Here is a 24,796-nt window from a genome sequence, read left to right as displayed (position 1 = left end):
CGTTTTCCGCCACCCGTAGCTACAACACCGCCGATAGTGTGTGGTCGATAATGACAGTCGACATCGCGTTCGTCGGCGCGGGCGGCATCGCGAGCAAGCACCTCGAGCACCTCACGGGGAACGACCGCGCGAACGTCGTCGCCGTCTGCGACATCGACGAGTCGGCGGCCGACGAGTGGGCGGCGACGCACGACGCCGACGCCTACTACGACTGGGAAGCGCTCTTCGACGCGGGCGGCTTCGAGGCGGTGTTCGTCTGCGTGCCGCCGTTCGCCCACGAGGGTCAGGAACTCCGCGCCGTCGAGGAGGGCGTCCACCTCTTCGTGGAGAAGCCGCTCGCGCTCGGGCGCGAGTACGCCCGCGAGGTCGAGGCCGCCCTCCGGGATGCGGACGTCATCACGCAGGTCGGCCACCACTTCCGCTACCTCGAGTGCGTCGAGCACGCGCGCGACCTCGTCGCCGACCGGTCGCTCGCGACCGTCTACGGCCAGTGGGTCGGCGGCGTTCCGGGGAGCGAGGGTCACTGGTGGCGGCGCCGAGAGCGCTCGGGCGGGCAGGTCGTCGAGCAGTCCACGCACGTCTTCGACCTCGTGCGGTATTTCGGCGGGGACGTCGCGCGCGTCGCCGCCGAGGGCGACCTGCGGGTGCGCGAGGACGCCCTCGACTTCCCCGACGCCGTCGCGGCGACGCTCCACCACGAGGACGGCCTCCCGAGTCAGGTGACGACGAGTTCGGCCTCGCCGTCGGGCGACGTCGGCGTGACGCTCGTCGGCGACGGCGTCCACCTCGACCTGCGCGTCCACGAGAACGTCTGCGAGGGCGTCGTCGACGGCGAGGACGTCCGCTTCGAGGGCGAGAACGACGGCCACCACACGGAGGTGGACGCGTTCGTCGACGCCGTCGCGGCGGGCGACGCCTCGCTGTGTCGCTCGCCCTACGCGGACGCGATGGGGACGTTCGCGACGACGCTCGCCGTCACGGAAGCCGTCGACGCCGACGGGAAACTGGCGGTGGAGCGATGAGCTTCGACGTCGGCGTCACGGTGCCGATGGTCTACTCGTGTGGCCTCCGCGAAGGCATCGAGCGCGCGGCGGCGGCGGGCGCGGACGCCGTCGAGTTCTTCGACTGGGAGGCCGCCAACATCGACGCCGTCCGGGAGACCGCCGAGGCGAGCGGTGTCGCGGTGAGCGGCGTCCTCGCGGCGGGCGCGGGCGCGAACATCGACAGCACCGAACGCCCCGCAGTCAGCTATCCCGAGGACCGCGAACAGGCGGTCGCGGACCTCGAGCGGTCGATCGAGGCGGCCGCCGACCTCGGCGCGTCCACGGTCATCACGACGGTCGGCCAGCGCGTCGACACGCGCTCGGCGGCCGCCCAGCAGAACGCCGTCGTGCGCGTCCTCCGGGAGGTGGCGCCCACTGCGGAGGCACACGGCGTGACGGTGGTGCTCGAGCCGCTGAACGCGCGCGTCGACCATCCCGGCTATTTCGTGCGGACGAGCGACCGTGGCTTCGAGATCGTCGCGGCCGTCGACTCGCCGAACGTGAAGCTCCTCTACGACGTCTATCACCAGCAGATAACGGAGGGGAACGTGACGGGGACGCTCACCGAGCATATCGACCTCGTCGGGCACGTCCACGTCGCGGACGTCCCGGGCCGCCACGAACCCGGAACGGGCGAACTCGACTACGCACACGTCCTCGGTGCGCTCGATGAGGCGGGCTACGAGGGCGCCGTCTCCGGGGAGTTCGCGCCGTCGGGCGACCCGGACGACGCCGTCGAGTCGTTCGTCGCGCTCGCGGACACCGTCCGGGAGTGAGGCGCGAGCAGGCCGCGAGCAGAGCGCGAACGGGGCGCGAGCCGCGTTACTCGTAGGTGTGGACGCTCCCGGTGGTGTTGGCCTCGATGTAGTCCCAGTCGTAAGTGACGCCGAGACCCGGGCCGTCCGGGATTTCGATCATGCCCTCGGAGTCGATGGAGTCGAGCTGGTCGTCGTACTCCTCGTAGACCGGCGGCGTCGTGTTCGCGGCCTCGGGGTGGACGAGCGCCATCTCGTAGTAGTTCGTGTTGCGCGTCGCCGCGATGCACTGGCGCTGGGCGGGCCCGGGCGCGTGGAACTCGACGTCGATACCGAAGCCCTCGGCGACGTTCGCGACCTTCATCGCGCCCGTGATGCCGCCGTCGTACTCGGGGTCCGCGCGGAGGAAGTCCGTGGACTCGCTCGCCGCGAAGTCGGACTTGATCTCGAGGCCACGGATGTGCTCGGTCTGGAGGATGGGCGTGTCGAGCTTCTGCCGGAGCTTCCGGTGGGCGTGCTGGCTGATGCCCGCGTCGCGGAACGGGTCCTCGTACCAGTAGAAGCCCGCGTCGTCGAGCGCGCGCCCGAGTTTGAGGGCGTCCGCGAACGTCTCGAGTTCGCAGGCGGGGTCGTGCATGAGGTCCATGCGGTCGCCGACGGCGTCCCCGACGGCGCGCACGGCGTCGATCTCGCGCTGGAGGTCGCGGGCGTGGTCGCCGCCGCCCCACCCGTGAATCTTGAAGCCCTCGTAGCCCATCTCCGCACACTCCTCGGCGAACTCGGCGAACGCCGCCGGGGAGTCGAGGCCGCCGTTCTCGTCGCCGTGATAGGTCGAGGCGTACGCGGGCACCTTCGTCCGGTACGTTCCGAGGAGTTCGTGGATCGGCGCGTCGTAGTACTTCCCGGCGAAGTCCCAGAGCGCGATGTCCATCGGGCCGATGCCCATGCGGTCGTACTTGCGGAGCGCGCGCTTCAGCTCCGACCAGTGCTTCTCGCGCTCGAGGGGGTTCTTCCCGACGAGGTAGTTCGCGACGAGGTTGTACTGGGCGGCGCCCGGCGAATTCCCGCCGACGTACTCGCCCGTGATGCCCTCGTCCGTGTGGATCTTCACCGCGAACAGTTTGCGTTCCGTGCTCTCGCCGGGCTCGTAGACGAGGTTGAAGCCGTGCTCGTCCGTCCCGACGTCGTCGAGCGTGTAGGAGAACTCCGTGCTCTCGATCTTCGTGATTTCCGGTGCCATATCCGCCGACTCAAGACCCGACGGCATAAGCGTTGGTCACCGAGACGCGTCGGACGGTGCGCTCGCCGCGACCCGAGCGCGAGTCGGTCCGTCCGGGACACCGCCGCCCCCTCGCTCTCGTTCGACGCCTCGCCCGTCGGATACGCCCCGAGACGTCGGTTCGGCGCGCGAGCCGCCGCTAGGGGAGGCCGGCGGCGACGCGCTCGACGGCCTCGCGGGCGCGCTCGATCCGCGCGAGGTCGGTCGCGAAGCCGTGAATCATGTCCTCGTACTCGACGAAATCCGTGTCGACGCCGGCCTCGGCGAGTCGCGCGGCGTACGCGCGCCCGCCGTCGCGAAGCGGGTCGAAGCCGGCGGTGAGCACCGTCGCGGGCGCGACGCCGGAGAGGTCGTCGGCGTGGATCGGGTCCGCGTAGGGGTGGCGTTGGGTGGCGTCGTCGCCGTAGTAGCAGTCGTGGAACCACTCGAGGTCCGCGCGCGTGAGGACGAGGCCGTCGTACGCCTCGACGGACGCCTGCCGCTCCGCGACGCCGACGCTCGGATAGAGGAGGGCTTGGCGGTCGATATCGGGGACGACGTCCGCCGCGACGGTGACGCCGTCGCGCTCGACACCGGCGGCGCGCTCGGCGGCCACGAGGGCGACGACGGCGGCGAGCGTCCCGCCCGCGCTGTCGCCGACGACCGAGAGGTCGCCGGTCGAGCGCAGCTTCTCCGGGTTCGCGGCCGCCCACGCGGTCGCGGCATAGGCGTCCTCGACCGCCGCCGGGAACGGGTGTTCGGGCGCGAGGCGGTAGTCGACGGAGAGGACAACGCTGTCGCTCGCGTTCGCGAGCGTGCGACAGAGCGCGTCGTGCGACGCGATGCTCCCGAAGACGAAGCCGCCGCCGTGGAGGTAGACGACGGTCGGATACGGCCCCTCGCCCTCCGGCCGGTAGGCGCGCACCGGAATCCGGCCGCCGGGGCCGGGCACCGTCAGGTCCGTGGTCGCCGCGACGGCCGGGCCGCCGTCGCCGATACGACTCGTGAGGCGTTCGAGGAGGCGCACTCGGTGTCGGCCCTGCTCGTGGACCGGCGTCAGTCCGAGCGAGCGCCGGCGCTCGAGGACGGCGCGCGCGTCCGGGTGGATGCCCTCATCCATGCGCGGCGCTACGACCGGCCGTCGAAAAGGCGTGTCGGGACGCGGGTTAGGGCGCGCAGATGTCGTGGAGGTCCTCGAGCGAGTCGATGTCCCACGTCGGCCAGACGTTCAGCTCCCAGCGGTCGCGGTGCGGGCGGCGGATGAACGCCGAGTCGATGCCGGCGTTCTCGGCGGCCTCGATGTCGGACTCGTTGTCGCCGACGAAGAGCGCGGAGTCCGCGTCGAGGTCCGCGAGCGCGCGCTCGACGTAGTGGGGGTTCGGCTTCCGGCGGTCGAGGCTCTCGATGGTCTCCTCGCGGCCGTACGCGGTGTCGACGAACGCATCGAGTCCGAAGTGCTCGACGAGGAAGTCGACCGTCTCCTGCTGGTTCGAGCTGACGACGCCGAGGTCGGCGTCGAGGTCCGCGAGCGTGTCGATGTCCTCGTAGGGCGTCTTGCGGCCCTCGCGGGCTTCGACGCGCTGGGCCGCCGAGAGCGTGCGGTCGCGCGTCCGCCAGAAGGACTCGGGGTCGAGGTCGTAGACGGTGCAGACGTCGTCGACGCGCTCGGGGGTGGCGCCGACGGCCATGTCCTCGACGTGCTCGGTGTCCGGGTCGGTCACGCCGAACTGCGCGAACGTCTCCGCGGTGGCGTCGCGGAGGACGTCGAAACGCGTCCGACCGACGAGGACACCGTCGTTGTCGAAGACGACGGTATCGTAAGTCATGGTCCCGATTGGGGAGCCACCGTCATAAGTACCCGGTCACGCGCGCGACGTCGCGCCGTCTACTCGTTGACGAGGAGGAGCTTCCCGACGAAGTCGCCGGACTCGGCGCGGCGGTGGGCGTCCGCGACGTCGGCGAACGCGAAGCGCTCGTCGATGACGGGTTCGACGGCGCCGTCGTCCACGAGGGCGGCGATGTCGGCGAGTTCCGCGCCGACGCGCTCCTGGCGCTCGCCGAGGAGGACCGGGAGGATGACGAGGACGACGCCGAGTTCGAGCGAGTTCGCGTGCATCGCGGCGAGGTCCTGCGTGGAGGAGGACTCGGTGGTGACGACGCTCCCGAAGGGACGCACCGCCTCGAAGGCGGTCTGGAGGTGGTCGTCGCCGATGGGGTCGAAGACGGTGTCGAAGCCCGCTCCGTCGGTGTGGTCGGCGACGTAGTCCGCGATGTCGGTGGTCGTGTAGTCGACGGTGGCGTCCGCGCCGAGGTCGGCGGCGAGGTCGCGCTTCGCCTCGGTGGAGCCGGTGGCGGTGACGTCCGCGCCGAACCAGTCGGCGAGCTGGACGCCGATGTGGCCGACGCCGCCGCTCGCGCCGTAGACGAGAACGTCCTCACCGATGTCGACGGTGGTCTTGTCGGCGAGCATCTCGTAGGCGGTGAGCGCGACGACGGGGAGCGCGGCGGCGTCCTCGAGCGGGATGGAATCGGGGGCGTGCGCGAACGTCCCGGCGTGGCCGACGGCGTAGTCGGCGAGCGCGCCCTGCCGGCCGGCGCCGCCCGGCATGCCGTACACCTCGTCGCCTTCCTCGAAGCGCTCGACGTCGCCGCCGACGGCGTCGACGACGCCCGCGACGTCACAGCCGAGCGTCGCGGGGAGCGGCGGCGTGAAGTCCGGGATGGCGCCCTGTCGGATCTTGTAGTCCACGGGGTTGACGCTGGAGGCCGCGACCTCCACGCGAATCTCGTCCGGCGCGGGGTCGGGGACGTCGACGCGTCGCTCGGTGAAGACGTCCGGGTCACCGTACTCCTCGACGACGTATGCGGTCATCTCCGAAGGCATGCGTACACGTCGGGTCGCCGACGGGGTATAAACAGGGTTTCCGGCGAGACGGTATGCGAGCGTAATCACCCCGGTCGGGCTGGATGGGAGAAGTGGCCAGTATTACTGGACAGTATGCCTGATCAGACTTTTCGGAAGGTCCGAATGGTGTCGCGCTTCGTCGGCTCGCGCATGAGTTGTGCGAGGCCGAATTCGGAAAAGACGTCCTTCCAGTTGCGGTGATAGAGCGGGAAGTCGTCGTTCACGAAGCTCACGTCGGTGTCCTCGCGGCCGCGCGTCGGGCCGTTCCCCTCGTTCTCCGCCGTCACGAGCAGGTCGGAGGTGACGCGCGCGACGTCCTCGAACACCCACGCGTCCTCCGGCGGGACGTGCTGGAGCGTCTCCACCGTGTAGACGACGTCGAACGCGCCGTCCGCAACGTCCGGGAGGTACTCCTCGAGTGCGCCGACGTGGAACGTCCCCGTCTCGTGAAGGCGCGGGAACTCCTCGGCCATCACCTCGAAGGACTCGTCGTTCAGGTCGATACCGGTGAGGTTCTCGAAGCCCTGCCGGCGGAGGTGCTCGAGGTGGCGCCCCGAACTACAGCCGAGTTCGAGGATGTCGGCGTCCTCGGTGACGTAGTGTGCGAGCACCTCCGCGAGCGTCTCGCTCACCTCGTTCGGACCGAGGTGCGCGTAGTAGCGCGGCGAGAACTCCCCCTCGCGTTCGGCCCAGTCGCGGCGAACCTCCTCGGGGTCCGGGTCTGCGTCCATACTCGAGGGTGGGGGTCGCACACTAAATGCCTCGCGGAGTCACCGCCGCGGGGCTCCCGCCCCCGCGCCCGCCGATTGCGACGCGGGAAAAAACACCGAGGAGACATATACCCGGAGAGACTACGGGGCTTCCAGAGCAGAGAACCATGAACGACCGAACGGCTCGGGAACGGTGAGCACGCCTCGGTGGCGCCCGGACGCGGGCGTCGCGCTCGCACTCCTCGGGAGCCTCCTGTTCGCCGCGACCATCGCGCTGACCCTCCACTCCGGTACCGACCCCGTCAGCGCCCTCCACGCCGCCTACGTCGGAACCGCCGCGCTCTTCGTCGCCGCCGGCGGCGCGTTGACCGTGCGTCGCGAGTGGACGCCGAGCGAGCAGCGCCGCGTCCTCAGCTGGACGCTCCTCGGCGCGGGGTTCCTCGCCGCCCTCACCGTCCTCAGCCTCCTCGGACGCCTCACCACCGGTCCGGTGACGAACCCCCGCTTCTTCGTCCTCCAGTTCACCGTCTTCGGCTGCCTCGGCGGGACGGTCGTCGGCGGCTATCACGCGCTGATGCACCGCGAGATGGCGCGCGCGGCCTCACACCGCGAGCGCTTCGAGACCGTCGTCCAGAACGTCCCGCTCCCCGTCGTCGTCGTCGAGGGCGACGACACCGTCTCGCTGTGGAACGCCGCCGCCGAGGAGACGTTCGGCTACACTCCCGAGGAGGTGCTCGGCGAACCCGTGCCGATGGTGCCGCCTGCGCGCGAGTCGGAGCGCGAGGAGTTCCTCGCCCGCCTTGAGGCCGGCCGGCGCGTCGAGGGCGCGCGCACCCAGCGCCGCCACCGGGACGGCACCCTTCTCGACGTCGAACTGTGGGCGTCGCCGATGACGCACCCGGACGGGGAGGGCGCCGCCGTCTTCGTCCTCCGCGACCTCACGCGCACGCTCATCCTCGAACAGGAGCACGCCGTCCTCGAACGCGTCCTCCGGCACAACCTCCGCAACGAACTGACCGTCATTCAGGGGTACGCGCGGGAGGTCGATGCCGACGACGACGCCGAGGTGCGCGCGCTCGACGCGATCCGCGACGCCGCCGACCGCCTCCACTCGCTCTCCGAGCACGTCGACCGCCTGCGCCACCTCGACGACACCGTCGCGTCGCGCGACGTCACCGCGATCACCACGGAGGTCGTCGAGGAAGCGCGCACCCGCCACCCAGAGGCGTCGATCACCGTCGACGTACCCGAGACCGCGTGGGCGCAGACCGTCCCCGCGATCCGGGACGCGATCACCGAAGCCGTCGAGAACGCCGTCGTCCACGCGGACGACGCGGAGCCGACGGTGGCGGTCGACATCACGTGCGACGCGGACTCGGACAGCGTCCGGGTGTCGGTGGCTGACACGGGCCCGGGGATCCCGGACGCGGAATGGGACCCCATCGTCGCCGGCGACGAGGCGCCGCTCCGACACGGCTCCGGCCTCGGCCTCTGGGTGATGCAGTGGGCGTGCGCGCGCTCCGGGGGCGAGCTCTCGAAGTCCGAGCGCGACCCCCGAGGGACGGTCGTCACGCTCACGCTCCCGCGAACCATGGGGGCGGCGACGTCGCTGAGCGGGGACCGCGCGGCCGCCATCGCGGCGCGCTTCTCGCGCTAGCGGGGGAAACACCTTACACGCCCTCGTCCGTATCGGCCCCGTATGTACGACGACGTACTCCTCCCGGTCGACGGCAGCGAGGGCGCGAGCGCCGTCCTCCATCACGCGGCCGAACTCGCACAGTGGGCGGACGCCACCGTTCGCGTCCTCCACGTCGCGGACACGACGCGGGACAGCGTCACCACGGTCGGGCGCTCCGTCGTGGACGCGCTCGTCAGGGAGGGGGAAGCGATCGTCGAGGACGCCGCCGACACCCTCGGGACGCTCGGCGTTGAGGCCGACACCGTGGTCGTGCAGGGCGGGCCGGCCGAAACCGTCGTCGAGTACGCCGCCGAGGAGGGGTTCGACCTCGTGGTGATGCCGACGCACGGCCGCACCGGCCTCGCGCGCCACCTCCTCGGGAGCGTCACCGAGAAGGTTGTTCGCCTCTCCGAGGTGCCCGTGCTCACCGCACGGATGCCCGACAGCGAGCGCCTCGCGTTCCCCTACGAGCGCGTCCTGATACCGACGGACGGGAGCGAGCGCGCGGCGCTCGCCGCCGAGCACGGCCTCGCGCTCGCTGACGCGCTCGACGCCACCGTCCACGTGATATCGGCGGTCGACGACTACTCGCTCGGCATCGACGTGCGCTCGGCGACCGTGAGCGGCGAGCTGGAGGCGGCCGCGCAGGACGCCGTCGACGACGTGGTCGGAATGGCCGAGGAGCGCGGCCTCGACGCGGTCGGACACGTCGTCCACGACGCGCCGGCGGACGCCATCCGGGAGGCGGTCGCCGAGGAGGACATCCACGCGGTCGTGATGGGAACGACCGGGCGACGCGGCGTCGCGCGCGTCCTCCTCGGAAGCGTCACCGAGCAGACCGTCCGCACCTCGCCGGTTCCCGTCGTCACGGTCCGCGACGACTAGGTCGCGTCGTAGACGCCCGCGAGGTCGGTCTCGCGCGCGGTGACGGCGAGCGAGTCGCCCGTCTCGGGCGTGGAGTCGAGGACGACCGTGACGGCGTCGATGGTGCCGCCGGTGAGGAAGGTTCGGAGGCGCTGGCGGAGCGACGGGTCGCCGCCGCGTCGACAGACCGCGACGGTGTGGCCCGCCGCGAGGGCGGCGAGTTCCGGGTCGAGGTCGTGGTCGTCGAGGTCGGCTGGTGGGACGACGTGGAGGACGGTCCCGCGAATCGTCTCGGGCATACGGACGCGTTGGCGCCGGGCGGGTTTCCGCTCGTCGCCTCGGCGACGTCGAGGGTCTGTGCCCGCGGTCGCACGGTCGATACTCGACGATACTGCCCCGCCCGAGGGAGTCCGTCCTGACTCGCGTCGGCGGGAACACTTAATCACCACGGGATTCCACGTCGAGGTAATGTCACCGTCCAGACGGCAGTTCATGGCCGCCCTCGGTGGGGCTTCCGCGACGGGGCTCGCGGGGTGCTCGACGGGTTCGAGTGACCCGGCATCGTCCTCGAGCGGGGACGCGGAGAAAGCGGCGATCGAGCGGTTCGTCGCCGCAGTCAACGAGGACGACGTCGAAACCGCGACCGCGTCGGTGAGTGAGTGGGCGGCCGGTGGGTTCACCGAGAGCACGATCGGCGAATACACGCTCGACTACGGGACGCTGACCCGTCTCGACCAGTCGCGGGCGGTCGTCGGTGACGCCGCGTTCCAGACCCAACTCACGATCTCGCACGGGGAGGAGACCCGGACGGAGGAAACCGTCTTCGGCGTGTCCGGTTCCGAGTCGGACCGGTATATCGTTCGGATCGACGCCACCGGCGGCCTCATCGTCGGCGGCACCCTTCTGGGACTGCCGAGCGCGTTTCTCGAGAGCACGTACGACCCGTCCGCGACCAGCGACGCCGATACCGGTGTCCTGACGCTCTCGCATACCGGTGGTGGTACGATGCCGGCCGACAGCGTGTACGTCTCGGGGTCGATCGTCGACCCGGCCGGCGCGGACGTCGACGTCTCGACCGACGGCGCGGCGCTCAGTGAATCGACCGCGTATACGCGGTTCGCCCCGGGCGACGACTTCACTGTCGGCGTGAACGGGGACTACACGGTCTCCGTCTCGTACGAGAAGGAGTCGGCGGGGACGGCGATCATAGACGAGTTCTCCCGCTCCTGAGCGCGCCAATGCGTGGCTGTGACCGCGTGAGCGGCAGTCGGCGGGGCGTGACCGCACTCCGTCGGACTCGACGAGCGTGCCGGGGGAAGCTTCTTGTCCGCGTCCGGGGAACGACGCGTATGGCCGAGCACGGCGACCTCGACCCCGCGACGCTCGACTGGCTGACGCTCGACGACGACGAGTCCGTCGTCTGGGCGGGCAAGCCCCACGAGAGCAGTCTGATTCCGGCGCTCGTCGTCGGCGTCCCGCTCTCGCTCGTCCTCGTCGGCCTGCTCGTCATCGCGGGCGCCTACCTCAACCGCGAGAACACACAGTACGTCGTCACCACCGACGCGCTCTACCGGAAGTCGGGCGTGCTCTCGCGCGACGTCCAGCGCATCGACTTCGGGAAGGTGCAGAACACCTCGTACAGTCAGGGGTTCTTCGGGTCGCGCTTCGGCTACGGGACCGTCGACGTCTCGACGGCCGGCGGCTCCGGCGTCGAGATGCGGTTCCAGTCGGTGCCGGACCCGCGTGCGGTTCAAGAGCGCATCAACGAGCGCGTGAAGGCCGCGCGCGGCGAGCGGGCGAACGAGGACGAGGAGACGGCCGCGGACGTCCTCGACGACATCCGCGAGGAACTCCGCGCGATCCGCCGGGCGCTCGAAGCGCGCGACGGCGACGCGAGCGACGGCGAGCGCGCGGAGGGCGTGGCCGCGGACGTGGCGGACGGCGACGAAGCCGAACCCCGCGCGGGCGACGGCGTGGACGCCGGCGGGACGGAGCGATGACGGGGTCCGGGGCAGCGGGGCGCGAAGACGTCGACGCGGCGGTGCCGCTCGCGGCCGACGAGACGGTGGCGTGGACGGCGCGCCCGCGACTCACGCGCGTCCTCCCGGCCGTGCTCGTGGGCTGTGTGCTCGCCGTCGCCGGCGTCGCCGGCTGGCTGATCGAGACGCCGCTCGCGCTCGCGCTCGTCCCCGTCGGGGTGGCGGTCGCGGCGTGGCGCTACCTCGTCAACCGGCACACGCAGTACGTCGTGAGCGACGACGCGCTCTACGTGAAGACGGGCGTGCTCTCGCGCGCGGTCACGCAGGCCGCGCTCGAAACCGTCCAGAACAGCGCGTACACGCAGTCCTTCACCGGGTCGCTCTTCGACTACGGGAACGTGGGGTTCGAACTCGCGGGCGGCGGCGACCTCGTCTTCCGGGGCGTCCCGAACCCCGGCGAGGTGCGCGCGCTCGTCGACCGCGCCACGCAGGGCGACGGCATCGCGGGCGAGTCCGGGTCGCGAGACGCGGTTCCGGGCACCGTCGAGCAGTGGCGGGCGATCCGCGAGGAGGTCCGGAGGTTCCGGCGGGCGCTCGACGACTGAGTGCTCACATATAGGTGGTGTCGTCGTAGCCGTAGCCGGAGAGCGGTTCCTCCTCGGCCACGCTCGCGGTCCGGTTCGCCAGTTGCGCGTAGTAGCTCCGGAGCTGTTCGCTGAGTTCCTCGAGTTCGGAGGCATCGACGTCGATGCCGTAGACCGACTGGAGCGCGTCGATGAGTCGCAGCGCCGCATCGACGTCCGGGCCGGGCGGGTGCGCGGGCGTGACGTAGACGCCGACGTCGGGCGCCCGGTCCTCGAGGCTGCGCGTGACGAGCTCGCCGACCACGCCGTCGAGGAACCCGCCCTGTAGCGGGCGGAAGACCCCCTCAGGGAGTCGGTTCGACCGATAGTCGCCGGTGGCGACGTGGAAGACCGCGTGCTCGTCGGGGCCGTGCTGGAACGGGACGCCGTGGAGGACCGCGATCTCCGTGATGCCGTTCGCCGCCGCCCACGCGAGGAGCGCGTCGGCGTAGGAACGCGCGGCCGCGCCGGGGACGAAGAGCTCGCCGACGAGGACGCTGCAGTCGGCGTTCGCGAGCGTGTAGAGGCGGCTGTGGTGGCGCGGCGTTCCGTCCTGAACGGGCGCGATGGCCGGGAGGTCGGCCGAGGAGACGTGGCCGGCCTCGGTGCTTTCGAGGTGGCGAACCAGGTAGTCGGCGGCCGTCACACCCGCGAATCCGGGCTGTGACTGGCCGACGACGAGCGTCGAACCGGTTTCGGCGTCATCGGCGGTCACGTCGAACGAGAGGTCTGCCGTCATACGTCGCGTTCGTCGGCGCCCGGCACCGTAACTCTATCCCGACGCGGCGGTCGTCGCCGAACCGCTAAAGGGCCGACCGTTCGAACGGGCGGGGTATGGGCACCATCTTCGTCGCGTACGGGGAGCCGGAGCGACGGACGGCGGTACTGGAGTTCGCGGCGCGCCAGGCGTCCGCGAGCGGACACGACCTCTACGTCTATCACGTCCAAGAGGGCGAGGAAGAGGACGCGACGGCGCTCCGCTCGGAGGCCGAGGAGCTGCTCGCGCGCGTCGCGCCCGGCGTCGCCGCCGAAATCGCTGTCGAGGAGCGCGAGTCCTTCTCGGACGACACGAACGTCTCGCCGCAAAAGCGCCTCACGGACGCCATCCTCGAGTCCGGACACGAGTACGAGTACGTCGTCATGGGCGCCGTCGAGCGCACCGCCGTCGAGGGCGTCACCCACGCGAGCATGACGAAGGCCGTCCTCGAGACGCGCGCCGTCCCCGTCGCGCTCGTCCCGGTGTAGAAGCGTTCCCGTCGCGTGAGGGCGGTCGGTCGCGACGGAAGCGTTGATTGTCGAGGCGCCAGAAGCACCGGGTACGACCATCCGCGATGTCAGACCACCCACTCGCCGACCACGTCCCCGCCGCGACCGCCGTCCTGAGCGCCGTCTCGCTCGCGCTCGTCTTCGGCGCCGTCCTCGGCGCGCTCCCGTCCGCGCTCCTGCCCGTCGCACCGGACTGGGTACTCGCCCTGATTCCGACGCTGAACGCCGCGATCTGCGCGGTCGCGTTCGTCGTCGTCGCGGTCGGCTGGCGCGCCATCCGCCGCGGTGACGTCCACCGCCACCGGCGCGCGATGCTCACCGGTCTCGGCCTCTTCGCGCTCTTCCTCGTCTGCTACCTCTACCGCGTCAGCCTGCGCGGCCCGACGCCGTTCACCGGCCCGGCGGTCGTCGAGCAGTACGTCTACCTGCCCGTGCTCGCCGTCCACGTCTTCCTCGCCATCGTCTGCATCCCCCTGCTCTACTACGTCGTCCTGCTCGCACTCACCCGGCCGGTCGCGGCCCTCCCGCGCACGAACCACCCGCGCGTCGGCCGCGTCGCCGCGCCGCTCTGGCTCGTCTCCTTCGGTCTCGGCGTCGTCGTCTACGTCCTCCTCCACGTCGCGTGGTAGCAGTCCTCGGAACGGGTTGATAGCCGTGCAGCGCGTACGCAAGACCATGCAGGAGACAGCGCCCGTCGTCCGCCTCGACGACACCGACGACCTCGACGACCTCCTCGACCGCGAAGACCGCGTCCTCCTTGACCTCTACACGTCCGGCTGCACGCTCTGCAACGCCATCGAGCCCGTCCTCGGCAACGTCGCTCGCGCCCGCGACGACGTCACCGTCGCCATGGCGAACGCCGGCGACGACCTCGACTTCGTCGACCGCTACGACGTCCGCAGCGTCCCCACGCTCGTCCTCATCGAGGACGGCGACGTCGTCGCGACGCTCGCCGAGGGCTTCCAGGGCGGCCACGCCATCGAGGCATTCCTCGACGAGAACTAGCGCCCCGTCCTCCCGCTCGTCGTTCGCGGCGCCTCACTGTCGCTCGGTTGCCGCGTTTACTCGCGCCTCACTCCGTTCAGCGCTCGCTTTTTCGTAGTTCTTCGCCGACGCTCAGAACTACGGTTACTCGTGCCCGAAGACCTCCATTGGCTCGTAGGGTTCCTCGAGGTACTCCATCTCGGAGTCCGAGAGGTCGACGTCGGTGGCCTCGACGGCCTGTTCGAGGTGCTCGACGCTCGACGTCCCGACGATGGGCGCGTCCACCCAATCCTTGTGGAGGAGCCACGCGAGACTGACCTGCGCCATCGTCAGGTCCTTCTCCGCCGCCAGCTCCTCGACGCGCTCGTTGATCTCCTCGCCGCCACCCTCGAGGTAGGGGACGCCGTATTCGGCCTCGTGCTCGCCGCGGGTCGTCGCCGTCGACTCCTCGTGGGGGCGCGTGAGGAAGCCCGCGCCGAGCGGGCTCCACGGGATGACGCCGACGTCCTCTTTCTCACACAGGGGGAGCATCTCGCGCTCCTCCTCGCGATAGCCGAGGTTGTAGCAGTTCTGCATCGTCGCGAAGCGCTCGAGGCCGAGTGCGTCGCTGGTGTGGAGAGCGTCGGCGAACTGGTGGGCCCACATCGACGACGCGCCGATGTATCGGGTCTGCCCGCGACGAACGGCGTCGTCGAGCGCTCGGAGCGTCTCTTCGATGGGTGTGTCGTAGTCCCAGCGGTGGATCTGGTAGAGGTCGACGGTGTCCATGCCGAGCCGTTCGAGGGAGTTCTCCAACTCCTGCTCGATGGCCTTCCGGGAGAGCCCCTGCTTGTTCGGGTCCTCGCCCATCTCGCCGAACACCTTCGTCGCCACCACCTGCTCGTCGCGCTCGTAGTCATCGAGCACGTTTCCGAGGACTTCCTCGGACTCGCCGGTCGAGTAGACGTTCGCCGTGTCGAAGAAGTTGATCCCCAAGTCGATCGCCCGCTCGATTATCTCCCGCGACTCCTCCTCCTCGAGCATCCAGTCGTCGCCGCTCCCGAAGCTCATACAGCCCAGACAAAGCTCGCTCACCGTCGTGCCCGTGTTCCCGAGCGTCGTGTACTCCATGGTGTGTGGTGTCCCGACGCAGGAGCAAGTAGGTTCGCGTCGCGGAACCCCGTTCGGGCCGCAGGTCACCGATAGCGGGGTCCCGATGGTGATCGTGTCGCCGGCGTCGAGTCGGCAGCACCGATGCCGCCGACGCGCCGACGCGCGCGGCGCGCGGGCCGCCCTACGACTCGAACGCGTCGACGGCGGCTTCGGCGACGGCCATGTCCTGTGCAACCTCGCCGCCGCTGACGCCGACGGTGCCGACGATGTCGCCGTCCTCCTCGAGGGGATAGCCGCCGCCGAAGACGACGAGGCGGTTCTCGTCGGTGGTCTGGAGCCCCCACAGCGACTCGCCCGGTTGCGTGGGATCGGCCAACTCGTGAGTCGGCATCTGGAGCGCCGCCGCCGTGTACGCCTTGTTTCGCGAGATGGAGACGCTCGCCAGCCACGCGCCGTCCATCCGGTGTTGGGCCACGAGGTTCCCCGCCGGGTTCGCCACCGTAATCACCATCGCCAGCCCCATCTCTTCGGCCGCCTCTTCGGCGGCCTCTATCAGTTCCGTCGCCTCCTCGAGCGTGATCGTCTCTGTCATAGTGTGCGCTCGTCCGTCACTATCCACCCCGTGTCCTTATACCCCAGTGACAGAATCAGCGGGCGCGAGCGGAGCCGCCGACCGCAAGCGCCCCATCGAGGAGGGGGCTCGACAGTCGTCCCGAGGCCGCCCTGCCGCGAACGCGTCGGCGCCGCGCTCGCCGCCCGCACGTGCCGCATCCGCCGTCGAGCGAGCGCCACGCCCGCGCGTGCCCGGGACGCGTGAGTGCATCACCCGAGACGGAACCCTGAAGCTCTTAAGCCCCGGCCTCCTTTGGTCGCGTATCCGAAAGACGTGCGGTCCGCGGCACTGACGCTCGGCGCGGACGCACAGCCATGTTCGACTGCGGTGGTCGGGTGGGCTGTGCGTCGACGCCGGTCGCACGCGTCACCGTCGGAACGCATTGATCGGCCACATACCTATGGAAATCGAAATCGCGACAATCGGCGGTTATCAGGAAGTCGGCCGCAACATGACGGCCGTCCGCATGGACGACGACATCGTCGTCTTCGACATGGGCCTCAACCTCTCGCAGGTCCTGATTCACGACGACGTGCGGACGGAGCAGATGCACAGCCTCGACCTCATCGACATGGGCGCCATCCCGGACGACCGCGTCATGAGCGAACTCGAGGGCGACGTGAAGGCCATCGTGCCGACGCACGGCCACCTCGACCATATCGGCGCCATCGGGAAGCTCGCGCACCGCTACGACGCGCCGATCGTCGGGAGCCCGTTCACCATCGAACTCGTCCGCCAGGAGATCGACGACGAGTCGAAGTTCGACGTCGACAACGACCTCGTGAAGATGGAGGCCGGCGAGACGATGGAGATCGGCGACGAGGTCGACATGGAGTTCGTCCACGTGACGCACTCCATCGTCGGCGCCGTCAGCCCCGTCCTCCACACGCCCGAGGGCGCGGTCGTCTACGGCCTCGACAAGCGCATCGACCACGACCCCGTCCTCGAGGACCCCTTCGACATGGAGCGCTTCGAGGAGCTCGGCCGCGAGGGCGTGCTCTGCTACATCGAGGACTGCACGAACGCGGGCCGAAAGGGCCGCACGCCCAGCGAGTCCGTCGCGCGAAAGCACCTCCACGACACGCTGAAGAGCTTCGAGGACTACACGGGCGGCATCGTCGCGACGACGTTCTCCAGTCACGTCTCCCGTGTCTCCAGCATCGTCGAGTTCGCGAAGGAGATCGGCCGCAAGCCCATCCTCCTCGGGCGCTCGATGGAGAAGTACACGAACACGGCGCGCGATCTGGGCTACCCGATCCCGGACGACCTCGAGATCTACGGCCACCGGCGCTCCCGCGAGCGCGCATTCAAGCGCATCATGAACGAGGGGAAGGGCAACTTCCTCCCGGTCGTCACCGGCCATCAGGGCGAGCCGCGCGCGATGCTCACCCGAATGGCGCGCGACGAGACGCCGTTCCAGTTCGACGACGGCGACAAGGTCGTCTTCAGCGCGCGCGTCATCCCCGAGCCCACGAACGAGGGCCAGCGCTACGCCGCCGAGAAGCTCCTGAAGATGCAGGGCGCGCGCATCTACGACGACATCCACGTCTCCGGCCACCTCCGCGAGGAGGGGCACTACCGGATGCTGCAGGCCGTCCAGCCGGAGAACATCATCCCCGCCCACCAGTCCCTCAGCGGCATCGCGCCGTACGTCGACCTCGCGGAGACGCAGGGCTACACGGTCGGCGAGGACCTCCACATCTCCCGGAACGGTAACGTCGTCCAGCTCACCGAGTAAGCGCGGAGCGGTCGGCGACGGACGCGCGAGCGCGAGCGGCGCTCAACCGCGCCGACGACCGATGTCTCCCCGTTTTTCGCGGCCCCAGAGCGCGAGCGTCGGGCGGCCGCGGCGTTCTTCACGCGCCCGTGAGTAGGGTCGCGCATGCGCGTTCTCGTCGCCGGCGCACACGGGCAGGTCGGACAGCACGTCACGCGACTCCTCGCCGAGCACGACGACCACGAAGCGGTGGGGATGTGTCGCGAGGCGGCGTATCGCGACGATATCGAGGCGCTCGGCGCCGAGTCGGTCGCCGGGGACGTCACCGCCCCCGGAGAGCTCGGCGACGCGCTCGCGGGCTGTGACGCCCTGATCTTCGCCGCCGGCTCCAGCGGGGCGGACGTGTGGGGCGTCGACCGGGACGGCGCGATCAACTGCGTGAACACCTGCGAGGAGGTGGGCGTCGAGCGCTTCGTGATGCTCTCCTCTATCAACGCCGACCGGCCGGAGGAGAGCCCGGTCGAGTTGCGCGAGTACCTGCGTGCGAAGGCCGAAGCGGACGAGTACCTCCGCGAGAGCGCGCTGACGGAGACGGTGCTGCGACCGGGCGCGCTGACGGACGCGGACGGGACGGGGCGAGTCCGGGTCGGCCGCCATCTCGACCGGTCGGAGGCGACGATTCCGCGAGCGGACGTCGCGGCGACGCTGGTCGCGGCGCTCGACGCCGAGGCGACGTACGGGCTGACGTTCGAGGTGCTGAGCGGGGAGACGCCGATCCGGGAGGCGCTGGCGGCTCCGTTGAGCTGAGGCGGCCGGACGAAGTGTACGAGACGAGCGTGCGTGTCGAGTCAGCTGCGGGCCATGATGACCCCTACGAGGAAGAGGGGGGTTGTTTTAGGCCAACCGAAATTAAGGTAGCACAAAATTTTGTTTCTGATGCAAGAAGCTTTAAGTAGGTGCCGGGCCAACTACGGAACGCAATGAGCACCCAGAAGACGATTCGCCGCGAAGCGGGTACCGTCGAAGAGAACGCCCTCCGACTCGACACGGAGAAGGCAGAGCAGGTCGTCGACGCGCTGAACGTCGACCTCGCCGCGTCGTACGTTCTCTACCACCAGCTTCGCAAGCATCACTGGAACGTCGAGGGTGCCGAGTTCAACGACCTCCACGGGTTCCTCGGCGAGAAGGCCGAGGAGGCGGAGGACGCGGCGGACGCCCTCGCCGAGCGCGCCCAAGCCCTCGGCGGCGTCCCCGTGAGCGGTCCCGCGACCCTCGAGGAGCGCGCGCCCGTCGAGTTCGAGGGCGAGGACGTCTACGACATCCGCACCTCGCTCGAGAACGACCGCGAGATGTACGGCGACGTCATCGAGTCCGTCCGCGAGCACGTCGGCCTCGCGGAGGACCTCGGGGACTACGCGACGAGCGAGCTCCTCCGCGACGTCCTCGAGGGCCTCGAGGACGCCGCTCACGAGATCGACCACTACCTCGAGGACGACACCCTCGTCCTCGAGAGCGCGACCCAGTGAGATGACGAGTCCACAGCACGGGCGACTCGTCCACGACCTCGAGGGCGCGACCGTCCGACAGGCGTGGGGGACGATGGAGGAGAACGCCGTCCGCATCGACCGGGCGGACGCCGAGCGGCTGGTCGGGGCGCTGAACGCCGACCACGCGGGCGCGTTCAACCTCTTCTACCTCCTGCGCAAGCACTACTGGACGGCGGAGGGCGCCGAGCACGAGGACGTCGCGGACGTCCTGAAGCGCGGCTATCAGCGCGCGCGCACCATCAACGACGACCTCGCCGAGCGCATCACGCAGCTCGGCGGCGTCCCCGCGAGCACGCCCCCGCAGCTCCAGGAGTACGCGCCCGTCCACCTCGAGGCCGAACACCTCTTCGACCTGCGCGCGTCGCTCGAGGGCGACCTCGACGCGTACGCGACGCTCGTCGCGAGCATGCGCGAGCACGTCGCGCTCGCGGACGACCTCGGCGACGAGGCGACGAGCGAACTCCTCCGCGAGCACCTCGAAGACCTCGAGGACGACGCCCACGACATCGAGGAGTTCCTCGCGGACGACACGCTCGTCACGACGGAGGCGATGCGGCGATGAGCGCGCCACACCTGCGCAACCCCGGCGAGGACGCCCTGCGGCGCGAGTGGGGCACCGTCGGCGGAAACGACCTCCGTATCGACCCGGCGGCCGCCGAGCGGCTGGTCAAGGCGCTGAACGCGGACCTCGCCGGCCTCTACATCCTCTTCAATCAGGTGCGCAAGCACTACTGGACGCTCGAGGGCGCCGAGGTCGGCCCGGTCGTCGAGTTCCTCGAAGGCGCGGCGGACCGCCTCGCGGAGATGACGGACGACCTCGCGATCCGCGTGCACGCGCTCGGCGGCGTCCCCGTCAACGGCCCGATGGGGTTCCGCCAGCACACGCCGATCGGGATCGAGGCGGGCGACGTCTACAGCCTCCGCGATTCGCTCGCGAACGACCTCGAGGGGTACGCGACGCTCGCGGCCCAGATGCGCGAGCACGTCGAACTCGCCGCCGAGCTCGGCGACGAGGCGACGCTCGAACTCGTGCGCGGGCACCTCCGGACGGTCGAGGTGGACGCGCACGACGTGGAGAAGATGTTGGCGGACGACACGCTCGTCCGCCGCGACTGACGCTCGCTATTCTTCGAGTTCGACGGTGTGGTCGGTGGCGATCCAGCCGTCGGTGTTGCCGCTCTCGGTGAAGACGCGGCGCTCGCCGTGCACCTCTCGACAGTTGACGGTCGGTGTGTCGGTCTGCTCGGCGTCGAAGTCGGGGTGGTCTGCGGTGTCCTCCGTGTGCTCGGTGCGTGTCGACCGGCGCGTGGGAGTCATTAGCGCTGTTTAGGCAGACCTAAAGTAAAAACGTTCGGGTCCGCGCGACGTTATTTCGTGCGTCGCGGTACCACACGACACCGTGCGCGTCGTGGTCAAAAATGAGGTGCGGTCGAGTCCGCGAACCGCGAGCGTCGTCAGTTCAGATCGACGCTGCGGTGCTGATGTCCTGCAGCTTGCCGATACGCCAGCGCAGCAGGAGCACGATCGCGAGACCGACGACGAGCACGATGTTGATGATGTAGAGCGCGGTCGTGTAGCTCCCCGTCGACTCGAGGATGGTGGAGGCGAGCGTCGGACCGGCGACGCCGGCGAAGCCCCACGCGGTGAGCGCGTAGCCGTGGATCGCGCTGACCTCCTTCGTGCCGAAGAGGTCGCTGAGGTACGCGGGGAGGCAGGCGAACCCGCCGCCGTAACACGTGATGATGGCGAAGAGGATCGCCGCGAGGACCCAGACGCCCGTGATCTGGGGCATCAGGAAGAACGCGACGATCTGGATGGCGAAGAACGCACCGTAGGTCGTCGTCCGGCCGACATAGTCGGAGAGGCTCGACCAGAAGATGCGGCCGCCACCGTTGAAGATGCCGATGTAGCCGGTGATGAACGCGGCGGTCGTCGTCGTCGCGCCGCCGAGCTGCACGAGGATCGGCGAGGCGTACGCGAGCAGCATGATGCCCGCCGAGACGTTGATGAAGATGATGAGCCACACCATGTAGAAGCGCGGCGTCCGGAGGGACTCGCGCGCGGTGAGGTTACTGAGGCCGGAGATCGCGGAGCGAGCCTCCTCGGCCGCGGACTCCGTCTGCTCCATGCCCGACGGGAGCCAGTCCTTCGGGGGCTTCGCGAGGTAGCTCGCGCCGAGCGCCATCAGCACGAAGTAGAGCGCGCCGAGCGTGAAGAACGTCGTCGCGATGCCGCCCTGCGTGTACTGGGCGCTCCCGGTGCTGAAGCGGAGCATGAGCTCGTTGCCGACGGGCGCGGTGAGGAGCGCACCGGCACCGAAGCCCATGACTGCGAGACCGGTCGCCATCCCGCGACGGTCCGGGAACCACTCGAGGAGCGTCCCGATGGGGGAGATGTACCCGAGACCGAGGCCCATCCCGCCGATGAGGCCGAAGGTGATGAAGAACAGGGTCCGACTCCCCATCTGAACGCTGAGGCCGGCGCCGATGGTGCCGAGGCCGTAGAGGACGGCGGCGCCCAATCCGGCCTTCCGTGGGCCGTACTTCTCGACGTAGCTACCGAGGAAGGCGGCCGTCATCCCGAGGACGAAGATGGCGATGGAGAACGCCAGCGAGACGCTGGAGCTGTCCCAGCCGAGCGCCTCGTTCAGCGGTATCTGGTAGATGCTGTACGCGTAGATCCCACCAATCGAGAGGTGGATCGCGACGGCGGAGATCGCGATCAACCACCGATTCTTGCTCGCTGTGGCATCGGTCATGAATGATTCGGTAGGGTCGTAGAACCGGGGGAGTGATAAACCCTCTCCCCTGCGGTCGCGATACAACGCCAGAGGCGGCCGTTTCCGCCGGAATTTCTGTCAACAGTGTTTATTTCGGGTTCGTCGGCGAACCGGGGAGGTCGAGTCGGAGGAACGCCGGAAGCGCGAGCGCGACCACCCCGGCCTCGAGGAGGCCGGCGGTGAGGAAGGCGGCGCCGTAGCCCGCCGCCTCGACGACGGCGCTCCCGACCGCGAACCCGCCGAGGAAGCCGAGGTTCCCGAAGACGTTGAACCCGCCCATGGCGACGCCGCGGTCGTCCGCGTTCGCGAGGTCCGTCACGAGCGCCATCGTCGCCGGGGAGACGAACGCGCCCGCGACGCCGAGACACACCATCGCGACGGCGGCGAGCGCGAGCGTCGGCGCGAGATAGACGGCGACGACGACGGCGCCGTAGCAGAGCGAGCCGACGGCGACCGGGAGTTTGCGCCCGACGCGGTCGGAGAGGACGCCCATCGGGTACTGGAGGAGCGCGAACGGCGCGAAGAAGAGGCCGAGGACGAGGCCGGCGCTCCCCGCGTCGAGGCCGAACGTCTCGCGGAAGTAGACGGTGCCGACGAGCGCGAAGAACCCCGCGGTCAGCCGATCCATGAAGCCAAAGGCGTACGGGAAGGAGAGCGCGGGCGTCTCCCGGAGGCGCGCGAGCGCGTCGCCGAGCCCGGTCGTCGTCCCGGACGGGGCGCGGTCGGCAACGCGCGTCGCGAGGAGCGCGGCGCCGCCGAGCGCGCCGCCCGCGACGAGCAACGGAACGAACACGCCCATCTCGTAGAGCTGGCCGCCGACGGGCGCGCCGAGCGCCGTCCCGGAGCCGATGGCGATGCCGGCGGCACCCATGTTCTTCCCGTGCCCGCCCTCGAGGTCCATCAGCATCGTCATCGAGAGCGAGAACGCGCCGATGGTGAACGCCCCCTGCACGAAGCGCGCGAGGAGGAGCCACTCGTAGGCGAGCGCGCCGCCACGGCCGAGGAGCACGAGCACGAGGTAGCCGAGCGCGCCGCCGAGCGCGCCCGCGACGACGAACGGCGTCCGTCGGCCGGTCCGGTCGCTCAGGTGACCCCAGAGGCCGGCACAGAGGACGAAACCGACGAACTCGGCGCCGAGGAACCACGCGCTCGCGTCGAGGGCGCCCGTCGCGCTCCCCGCGTGCGCGCCGAGCGCCGCGACGAGGTCGGTGACACCCGGGTAGAGGAGGACCTGCCCGAAGAGGACGGCGAAGACCACGAGCGCGAGCGCGACGCGGTCACGCTGAACGGGCGCGAGCGCGTCCCGGCGAGCGGCGAGGCGATGCCCCATACGGCACGGAATAGTCGCGCCCCCGGAATATACGCGTCGCTCCCCGCGACGAGCACGGCGCGTCTCACGCGGCCCGGCGCTCGCGTCGAACCACCCGGAAGTGGGCGCGTGAGTGGTGTCAGCCCGCAGTACGCGGAGCGTCGAACCGGAACACGCGGCCGGGGAACGAACGCCTAAAACCCGCGTCACGAAATACCCCATACCGTATCGTGTTCTCGCTCCCGAACCCCCTGCGTCTCGTCCTCGTCTACATCGGCCTCGCCCTCGCGCGCGTCGGCCTCATCGACGACGCCAACGTCCGCCGGACCGTCGACCTCGCGTGGCCGCGCATCCTCACCGGCCTCGCGCGCATGTCGAAGGGCGCGGCCGACGTCGCGATGGTCGGCGTCGCGCTCGGCGAGGTCGCAATCGCGGGCGTCGGCTTCGCCGGCCCCTACTGGGGGATGGCGTTCGCGTTGGGTGGCGGGCTCGCCGCCGGCACCATCGCGCTCGTCTCCCAGCGCTACAGCGCGGGCGCCTACGACGAGCTCGGGCAGGCGATCCGCACGAGCGGCGTCATCGTCCTCGCCGTCTCCGCGCCCGTCGGCGCGCTCTTCGTCCTCGCGCCGACGGAGCTCATCTCGGTCCTCACCGACGACGCGCGGACGATCCGCTACGGCGCCGACTACCTCCGCGTCCTCGGCTTCGGCGTGCCGTTCGCCGCGCTGAACCTCGTCGGGAGTCGCGCGCTCATCGGCGCGGACGACGCGTGGACGCCAATGGTCCTCCGGGCGACCGGCGCGATCGCGAACATCGGCCTGAACGCCGTCTTCATCTTCGGCCTCGGCCTCGGCGTCGTCGGCGCCGGCCTCGGCACCGCCCTCTCGAACGCCCTCATCGCCGCCGCGTTCGCGGTCGGGCTCGCGCGCGGGCGCCTCCCGCTCGTCGGCGACTTCCCCATCAGCGTCGACCCGACCGGGCGCTACTTCGTCCGGGAGTTCGCGCGCGACATCACCACCATCGGCCTCCCGGTCATCGGACGCGGCAGCATCTGGACGGTCGCGCGCTTCCCGATGCTCGCGTTCGTCGGCCTCTTCGGGCCACAGGTCGTCGCCGCGTACATCGTCGCGCGACGCATCTGGGGGTTGATGAACACGCCCGGGTGGGGGTTCGGCCTCGCGACGAGCAGCCTCGTCGGGCAGGCGCTCGGGCAGGACGACGAGGCGAGCGCCGCCATCTACGGCCGCGAGATATCCGTGTTCTCGGCCGCCACCTACCTCCTCTCGGCGGTCCTCGTCGTCGCGTTCGCGGAGCAGATCGTCGTCCTCTTCGTCGACGACCCCGCCTCGAAGACGGTGCCGATCGCACGCGACTTCGTCTACGTCGCCGCGCTCGCCATCGTCCCGCAGGGCGTCGCGAGCAGTCTCGACGGCGCGCTCGACGCCACCGGCGACACGCGCTGGCCGTTCTACGGGCGCATCGTCTCCATGTTCTTCCTCGCCGTCCCGTTCACGTATCTCGGCGCGACCACGTCGCTCGGCCTCCTCGGGATCTACCTCTCCTTCTTCGCGGAGACCACCGTCCCGGCGCTCGTCAACTACTGGCGCTTCCGCTCGGGTGCGTGGCGCCGGATCAGCCGCGAGTACCGCCCGGATCAGCCCTCGGGCGGGTAGC

General features: G+C 70.1%; 28 protein-coding genes. 16 read left to right on the top strand and 12 right to left on the bottom strand.

From position 1 onward, the window contains the following. The first annotated feature begins 50 nt into the window (after positions 1-50). Both IEY12_RS10545 and IEY12_RS10540 read left to right on the top strand, forming a co-directional pair. Positions 51-1,022, top strand: a complete 972-nt coding sequence (locus IEY12_RS10545; RefSeq protein WP_188883680.1) for a Gfo/Idh/MocA family protein — start codon at positions 51-53, stop codon at positions 1,020-1,022. Beyond that, entirely contained in the window at positions 1,019-1,819 is an 801-nt protein-coding gene (locus IEY12_RS10540; protein WP_188883679.1) for a hydroxypyruvate isomerase family protein, read from the top strand. Before IEY12_RS10545 ends, IEY12_RS10540 begins: the two co-directional genes overlap by 4 nt. Positions 1,820-1,865: 46 nt before the next feature. Here the strand turns inward: IEY12_RS10540 and IEY12_RS10535 are convergent, their stop codons facing one another. The 5 genes from IEY12_RS10535 to IEY12_RS10515 form a co-directional block, all read right to left on the bottom strand. Further along, entirely contained in the window at positions 1,866-3,038 is a 1,173-nt protein-coding gene (locus IEY12_RS10535) for a mandelate racemase family protein (RefSeq protein ID WP_188883678.1), read from the bottom strand. A 178-nt stretch (positions 3,039-3,216) separates the two neighbouring features. Further along, positions 3,217-4,176, bottom strand: coding sequence for an alpha/beta hydrolase (locus IEY12_RS10530; RefSeq protein ID WP_188883677.1), 960 nt, complete (start codon positions 4,174-4,176; stop codon positions 3,217-3,219). A 46-nt stretch (positions 4,177-4,222) separates the two neighbouring features. Continuing rightward, complete coding sequence (locus tag IEY12_RS10525) at positions 4,223-4,882, bottom strand: HAD family hydrolase (RefSeq protein ID WP_188883676.1); 660 nt, start codon at positions 4,880-4,882, stop codon at positions 4,223-4,225. A 59-nt stretch (positions 4,883-4,941) separates the two neighbouring features. Further along, on the bottom strand, positions 4,942-5,940 hold the full coding sequence (locus IEY12_RS10520; protein WP_188883675.1) for a zinc-binding dehydrogenase: 999 nt from the start codon (positions 5,938-5,940) through the stop codon (positions 4,942-4,944). Between the two features lie 122 nt (positions 5,941-6,062). After that, entirely contained in the window at positions 6,063-6,692 is a 630-nt protein-coding gene (locus IEY12_RS10515) for a class I SAM-dependent methyltransferase (RefSeq protein ID WP_188883674.1), read from the bottom strand. A gap of 172 nt (positions 6,693-6,864) precedes the next feature. Between IEY12_RS10515 and IEY12_RS10510 the strand changes: the two genes are divergently transcribed. Beyond that, complete coding sequence (locus IEY12_RS10510; RefSeq protein ID WP_188883673.1) at positions 6,865-8,328, top strand: sensor histidine kinase; 1,464 nt, start codon at positions 6,865-6,867, stop codon at positions 8,326-8,328. A gap of 42 nt (positions 8,329-8,370) precedes the next feature. Next, entirely contained in the window at positions 8,371-9,234 is an 864-nt protein-coding gene (locus tag IEY12_RS10505; protein ID WP_188883672.1) for a universal stress protein, read from the top strand. On the opposite strand, the gene IEY12_RS10500 is transcribed toward IEY12_RS10505, so the two are convergent. Then, positions 9,231-9,512 carry a DUF7526 family protein gene (locus tag IEY12_RS10500; protein WP_188883671.1) on the bottom strand — a complete coding sequence of 94 codons (282 nt, stop codon included), beginning with the start codon at positions 9,510-9,512 and terminating at the stop codon, positions 9,231-9,233. The two genes, IEY12_RS10505 and IEY12_RS10500, sit on opposite strands and share 4 nt — an antisense overlap. Before the next feature lie 169 nt (positions 9,513-9,681). On the opposite strand from IEY12_RS10500, the gene IEY12_RS10495 reads away from it, so the two are divergent. The 3 genes from IEY12_RS10495 to IEY12_RS10485 all read left to right on the top strand — a co-directional run bounded on the left by IEY12_RS10495 (position 9,682) and on the right by IEY12_RS10485 (position 11,797). Then, positions 9,682-10,443 carry a hypothetical protein gene (locus IEY12_RS10495; protein WP_188883670.1) on the top strand — a complete coding sequence of 254 codons (762 nt, stop codon included), beginning with the start codon at positions 9,682-9,684 and terminating at the stop codon, positions 10,441-10,443. Positions 10,444-10,562: 119 nt separating this feature from the next. After that, positions 10,563-11,213, top strand: coding sequence for a PH domain-containing protein (locus IEY12_RS10490; protein ID WP_188883669.1), 651 nt, complete (start codon positions 10,563-10,565; stop codon positions 11,211-11,213). Beyond that, a complete protein-coding gene (locus tag IEY12_RS10485; RefSeq protein ID WP_188883668.1) occupies positions 11,210-11,797 on the top strand; it encodes a PH domain-containing protein in 588 nt (195 codons plus the stop codon). Before IEY12_RS10490 ends, IEY12_RS10485 begins: the two co-directional genes overlap by 4 nt. A gap of 4 nt (positions 11,798-11,801) precedes the next feature. On the opposite strand, the gene IEY12_RS10480 is transcribed toward IEY12_RS10485, so the two are convergent. After that, positions 11,802-12,554 (bottom strand): proteasome assembly chaperone family protein, encoded by a 753-nt coding sequence (locus IEY12_RS10480; protein ID WP_188883667.1) that lies wholly within the window; start codon positions 12,552-12,554, stop codon positions 11,802-11,804. 95 nt (positions 12,555-12,649) lie between these two features. Here IEY12_RS10480 and IEY12_RS10475 point away from each other — a divergent pair, with 95 nt between their 5' ends. The 3 genes from IEY12_RS10475 (at position 12,650) to IEY12_RS10465 (ending at position 14,086) form a co-directional block, all read left to right on the top strand. Beyond that, entirely contained in the window at positions 12,650-13,060 is a 411-nt protein-coding gene (locus IEY12_RS10475) for a universal stress protein (RefSeq protein WP_188883666.1), read from the top strand. An 86-nt stretch (positions 13,061-13,146) separates the two neighbouring features. Then, positions 13,147-13,710: a DUF420 domain-containing protein gene (locus tag IEY12_RS10470; RefSeq protein ID WP_188883665.1), complete on the top strand. Its 564-nt coding sequence runs from the start codon at positions 13,147-13,149 to the stop codon at positions 13,708-13,710. Positions 13,711-13,756: 46 nt separating this feature from the next. Then, positions 13,757-14,086, top strand: coding sequence for a thioredoxin family protein (locus tag IEY12_RS10465; RefSeq protein ID WP_188883664.1), 330 nt, complete (start codon positions 13,757-13,759; stop codon positions 14,084-14,086). Positions 14,087-14,209: 123 nt separating this feature from the next. On the opposite strand, the gene IEY12_RS10460 is transcribed toward IEY12_RS10465, so the two are convergent. Together IEY12_RS10460 and IEY12_RS10455 are read right to left on the bottom strand one after the other, a co-directional pair. Then, complete coding sequence (locus IEY12_RS10460; protein ID WP_188883663.1) at positions 14,210-15,175, bottom strand: aldo/keto reductase; 966 nt, start codon at positions 15,173-15,175, stop codon at positions 14,210-14,212. A gap of 163 nt (positions 15,176-15,338) precedes the next feature. After that, the gene (locus IEY12_RS10455) at positions 15,339-15,749 is read right to left on the bottom strand and encodes a GlcG/HbpS family heme-binding protein (protein ID WP_188883662.1); all 411 of its coding nucleotides are present in this window, start codon (positions 15,747-15,749) and stop codon (positions 15,339-15,341) included. Positions 15,750-16,170: 421 nt separating this feature from the next. On the opposite strand from IEY12_RS10455, the gene IEY12_RS10450 reads away from it, so the two are divergent. From IEY12_RS10450 to dpsA (IEY12_RS10430), 5 genes are all read left to right on the top strand, one after another. Continuing rightward, a complete protein-coding gene (locus IEY12_RS10450; protein WP_188883661.1) occupies positions 16,171-17,508 on the top strand; it encodes an RNase J family beta-CASP ribonuclease in 1,338 nt (445 codons plus the stop codon). Between the two features lie 144 nt (positions 17,509-17,652). Next, positions 17,653-18,294 (top strand): SDR family oxidoreductase, encoded by a 642-nt coding sequence (locus IEY12_RS10445; protein ID WP_188883660.1) that lies wholly within the window; start codon positions 17,653-17,655, stop codon positions 18,292-18,294. 173 nt (positions 18,295-18,467) lie between these two features. Beyond that, positions 18,468-19,013 (top strand): DNA starvation/stationary phase protection protein DpsA, encoded by a 546-nt coding sequence (gene dpsA / locus IEY12_RS10440; protein ID WP_188883659.1) that lies wholly within the window; start codon positions 18,468-18,470, stop codon positions 19,011-19,013. A gap of 1 nt (position 19,014) precedes the next feature. Continuing rightward, entirely contained in the window at positions 19,015-19,596 is a 582-nt protein-coding gene (dpsA, locus tag IEY12_RS10435; RefSeq protein WP_188883658.1) for a DNA starvation/stationary phase protection protein DpsA, read from the top strand. After that, on the top strand, positions 19,593-20,150 hold the full coding sequence (dpsA, locus tag IEY12_RS10430) for a DNA starvation/stationary phase protection protein DpsA (RefSeq protein WP_188883657.1): 558 nt from the start codon (positions 19,593-19,595) through the stop codon (positions 20,148-20,150). Before dpsA (IEY12_RS10435) ends, dpsA (IEY12_RS10430) begins: the two co-directional genes overlap by 4 nt. 6 nt (positions 20,151-20,156) lie before the next feature. Here dpsA (IEY12_RS10430) and IEY12_RS10425 read toward each other — a convergent pair whose 3' ends face one another. The 3 genes from IEY12_RS10425 to IEY12_RS10415 all read right to left on the bottom strand — a co-directional run bounded on the left by IEY12_RS10425 (position 20,157) and on the right by IEY12_RS10415 (position 23,143). Further along, the gene (locus tag IEY12_RS10425; RefSeq protein ID WP_188883656.1) at positions 20,157-20,351 is read right to left on the bottom strand and encodes a hypothetical protein; all 195 of its coding nucleotides are present in this window, start codon (positions 20,349-20,351) and stop codon (positions 20,157-20,159) included. 142 nt (positions 20,352-20,493) lie between these two features. Further along, entirely contained in the window at positions 20,494-21,792 is a 1,299-nt protein-coding gene (locus tag IEY12_RS10420; protein WP_188883655.1) for an L-lactate MFS transporter, read from the bottom strand. A 109-nt stretch (positions 21,793-21,901) separates the two neighbouring features. Beyond that, entirely contained in the window at positions 21,902-23,143 is a 1,242-nt protein-coding gene (locus tag IEY12_RS10415; protein ID WP_188883654.1) for an MFS transporter, read from the bottom strand. A 209-nt stretch (positions 23,144-23,352) separates the two neighbouring features. On the opposite strand from IEY12_RS10415, the gene IEY12_RS10410 reads away from it, so the two are divergent. Beyond that, positions 23,353-24,795 (top strand): MATE family efflux transporter, encoded by a 1,443-nt coding sequence (locus IEY12_RS10410; protein WP_188883653.1) that lies wholly within the window; start codon positions 23,353-23,355, stop codon positions 24,793-24,795. Position 24,796: the final 1 nt, after the last annotated feature.

Origin of the sequence: Halarchaeum grantii, from assembly GCF_014647455.2 — an archaeon.
Classification (GTDB): domain Archaea; phylum Halobacteriota; class Halobacteria; order Halobacteriales; family Halobacteriaceae; genus Halarchaeum; species Halarchaeum grantii.
This window is presented reverse-complemented; position numbering and strand designations above follow the sequence as displayed.

Coding starts and splice junctions, on each gene's coding strand:
- IEY12_RS10470 (WP_188883665.1), top strand. CDS start 13,147: ATGTCAGACCACCCACTCGCCGACCACGTCCCCGCCGCGACCGCCGTC.
- IEY12_RS10505 (WP_188883672.1), top strand. CDS start 8,371: ATGTACGACGACGTACTCCTCCCGGTCGACGGCAGCGAGGGCGCGAGC.
- IEY12_RS10460 (WP_188883663.1), bottom strand. CDS start 15,175: ATGGAGTACACGACGCTCGGGAACACGGGCACGACGGTGAGCGAGCTT.
- IEY12_RS10490 (WP_188883669.1), top strand. CDS start 10,563: ATGGCCGAGCACGGCGACCTCGACCCCGCGACGCTCGACTGGCTGACG.
- IEY12_RS10545 (WP_188883680.1), top strand. CDS start 51: ATGACAGTCGACATCGCGTTCGTCGGCGCGGGCGGCATCGCGAGCAAG.
- IEY12_RS10465 (WP_188883664.1), top strand. CDS start 13,757: ATGCAGGAGACAGCGCCCGTCGTCCGCCTCGACGACACCGACGACCTC.
- IEY12_RS10525 (WP_188883676.1), bottom strand. CDS start 4,882: ATGACTTACGATACCGTCGTCTTCGACAACGACGGTGTCCTCGTCGGT.
- IEY12_RS10420 (WP_188883655.1), bottom strand. CDS start 21,792: ATGACCGATGCCACAGCGAGCAAGAATCGGTGGTTGATCGCGATCTCC.
- IEY12_RS10475 (WP_188883666.1), top strand. CDS start 12,650: ATGGGCACCATCTTCGTCGCGTACGGGGAGCCGGAGCGACGGACGGCG.
- IEY12_RS10515 (WP_188883674.1), bottom strand. CDS start 6,692: ATGGACGCAGACCCGGACCCCGAGGAGGTTCGCCGCGACTGGGCCGAA.
- IEY12_RS10480 (WP_188883667.1), bottom strand. CDS start 12,554: ATGACGGCAGACCTCTCGTTCGACGTGACCGCCGATGACGCCGAAACC.
- IEY12_RS10445 (WP_188883660.1), top strand. CDS start 17,653: ATGCGCGTTCTCGTCGCCGGCGCACACGGGCAGGTCGGACAGCACGTC.
- dpsA (WP_188883657.1), top strand. CDS start 19,593: ATGAGCGCGCCACACCTGCGCAACCCCGGCGAGGACGCCCTGCGGCGC.
- IEY12_RS10495 (WP_188883670.1), top strand. CDS start 9,682: ATGTCACCGTCCAGACGGCAGTTCATGGCCGCCCTCGGTGGGGCTTCC.
- IEY12_RS10425 (WP_188883656.1), bottom strand. CDS start 20,351: ATGACTCCCACGCGCCGGTCGACACGCACCGAGCACACGGAGGACACC.
- IEY12_RS10530 (WP_188883677.1), bottom strand. CDS start 4,176: ATGGATGAGGGCATCCACCCGGACGCGCGCGCCGTCCTCGAGCGCCGG.
- IEY12_RS10500 (WP_188883671.1), bottom strand. CDS start 9,512: ATGCCCGAGACGATTCGCGGGACCGTCCTCCACGTCGTCCCACCAGCC.
- IEY12_RS10450 (WP_188883661.1), top strand. CDS start 16,171: ATGGAAATCGAAATCGCGACAATCGGCGGTTATCAGGAAGTCGGCCGC.
- dpsA (WP_188883658.1), top strand. CDS start 19,015: ATGACGAGTCCACAGCACGGGCGACTCGTCCACGACCTCGAGGGCGCG.
- IEY12_RS10535 (WP_188883678.1), bottom strand. CDS start 3,038: ATGGCACCGGAAATCACGAAGATCGAGAGCACGGAGTTCTCCTACACG.
- IEY12_RS10455 (WP_188883662.1), bottom strand. CDS start 15,749: ATGACAGAGACGATCACGCTCGAGGAGGCGACGGAACTGATAGAGGCC.
- IEY12_RS10485 (WP_188883668.1), top strand. CDS start 11,210: ATGACGGGGTCCGGGGCAGCGGGGCGCGAAGACGTCGACGCGGCGGTG.
- IEY12_RS10540 (WP_188883679.1), top strand. CDS start 1,019: ATGAGCTTCGACGTCGGCGTCACGGTGCCGATGGTCTACTCGTGTGGC.
- IEY12_RS10520 (WP_188883675.1), bottom strand. CDS start 5,940: ATGCCTTCGGAGATGACCGCATACGTCGTCGAGGAGTACGGTGACCCG.
- IEY12_RS10415 (WP_188883654.1), bottom strand. CDS start 23,143: ATGGGGCATCGCCTCGCCGCTCGCCGGGACGCGCTCGCGCCCGTTCAG.
- dpsA (WP_188883659.1), top strand. CDS start 18,468: ATGAGCACCCAGAAGACGATTCGCCGCGAAGCGGGTACCGTCGAAGAG.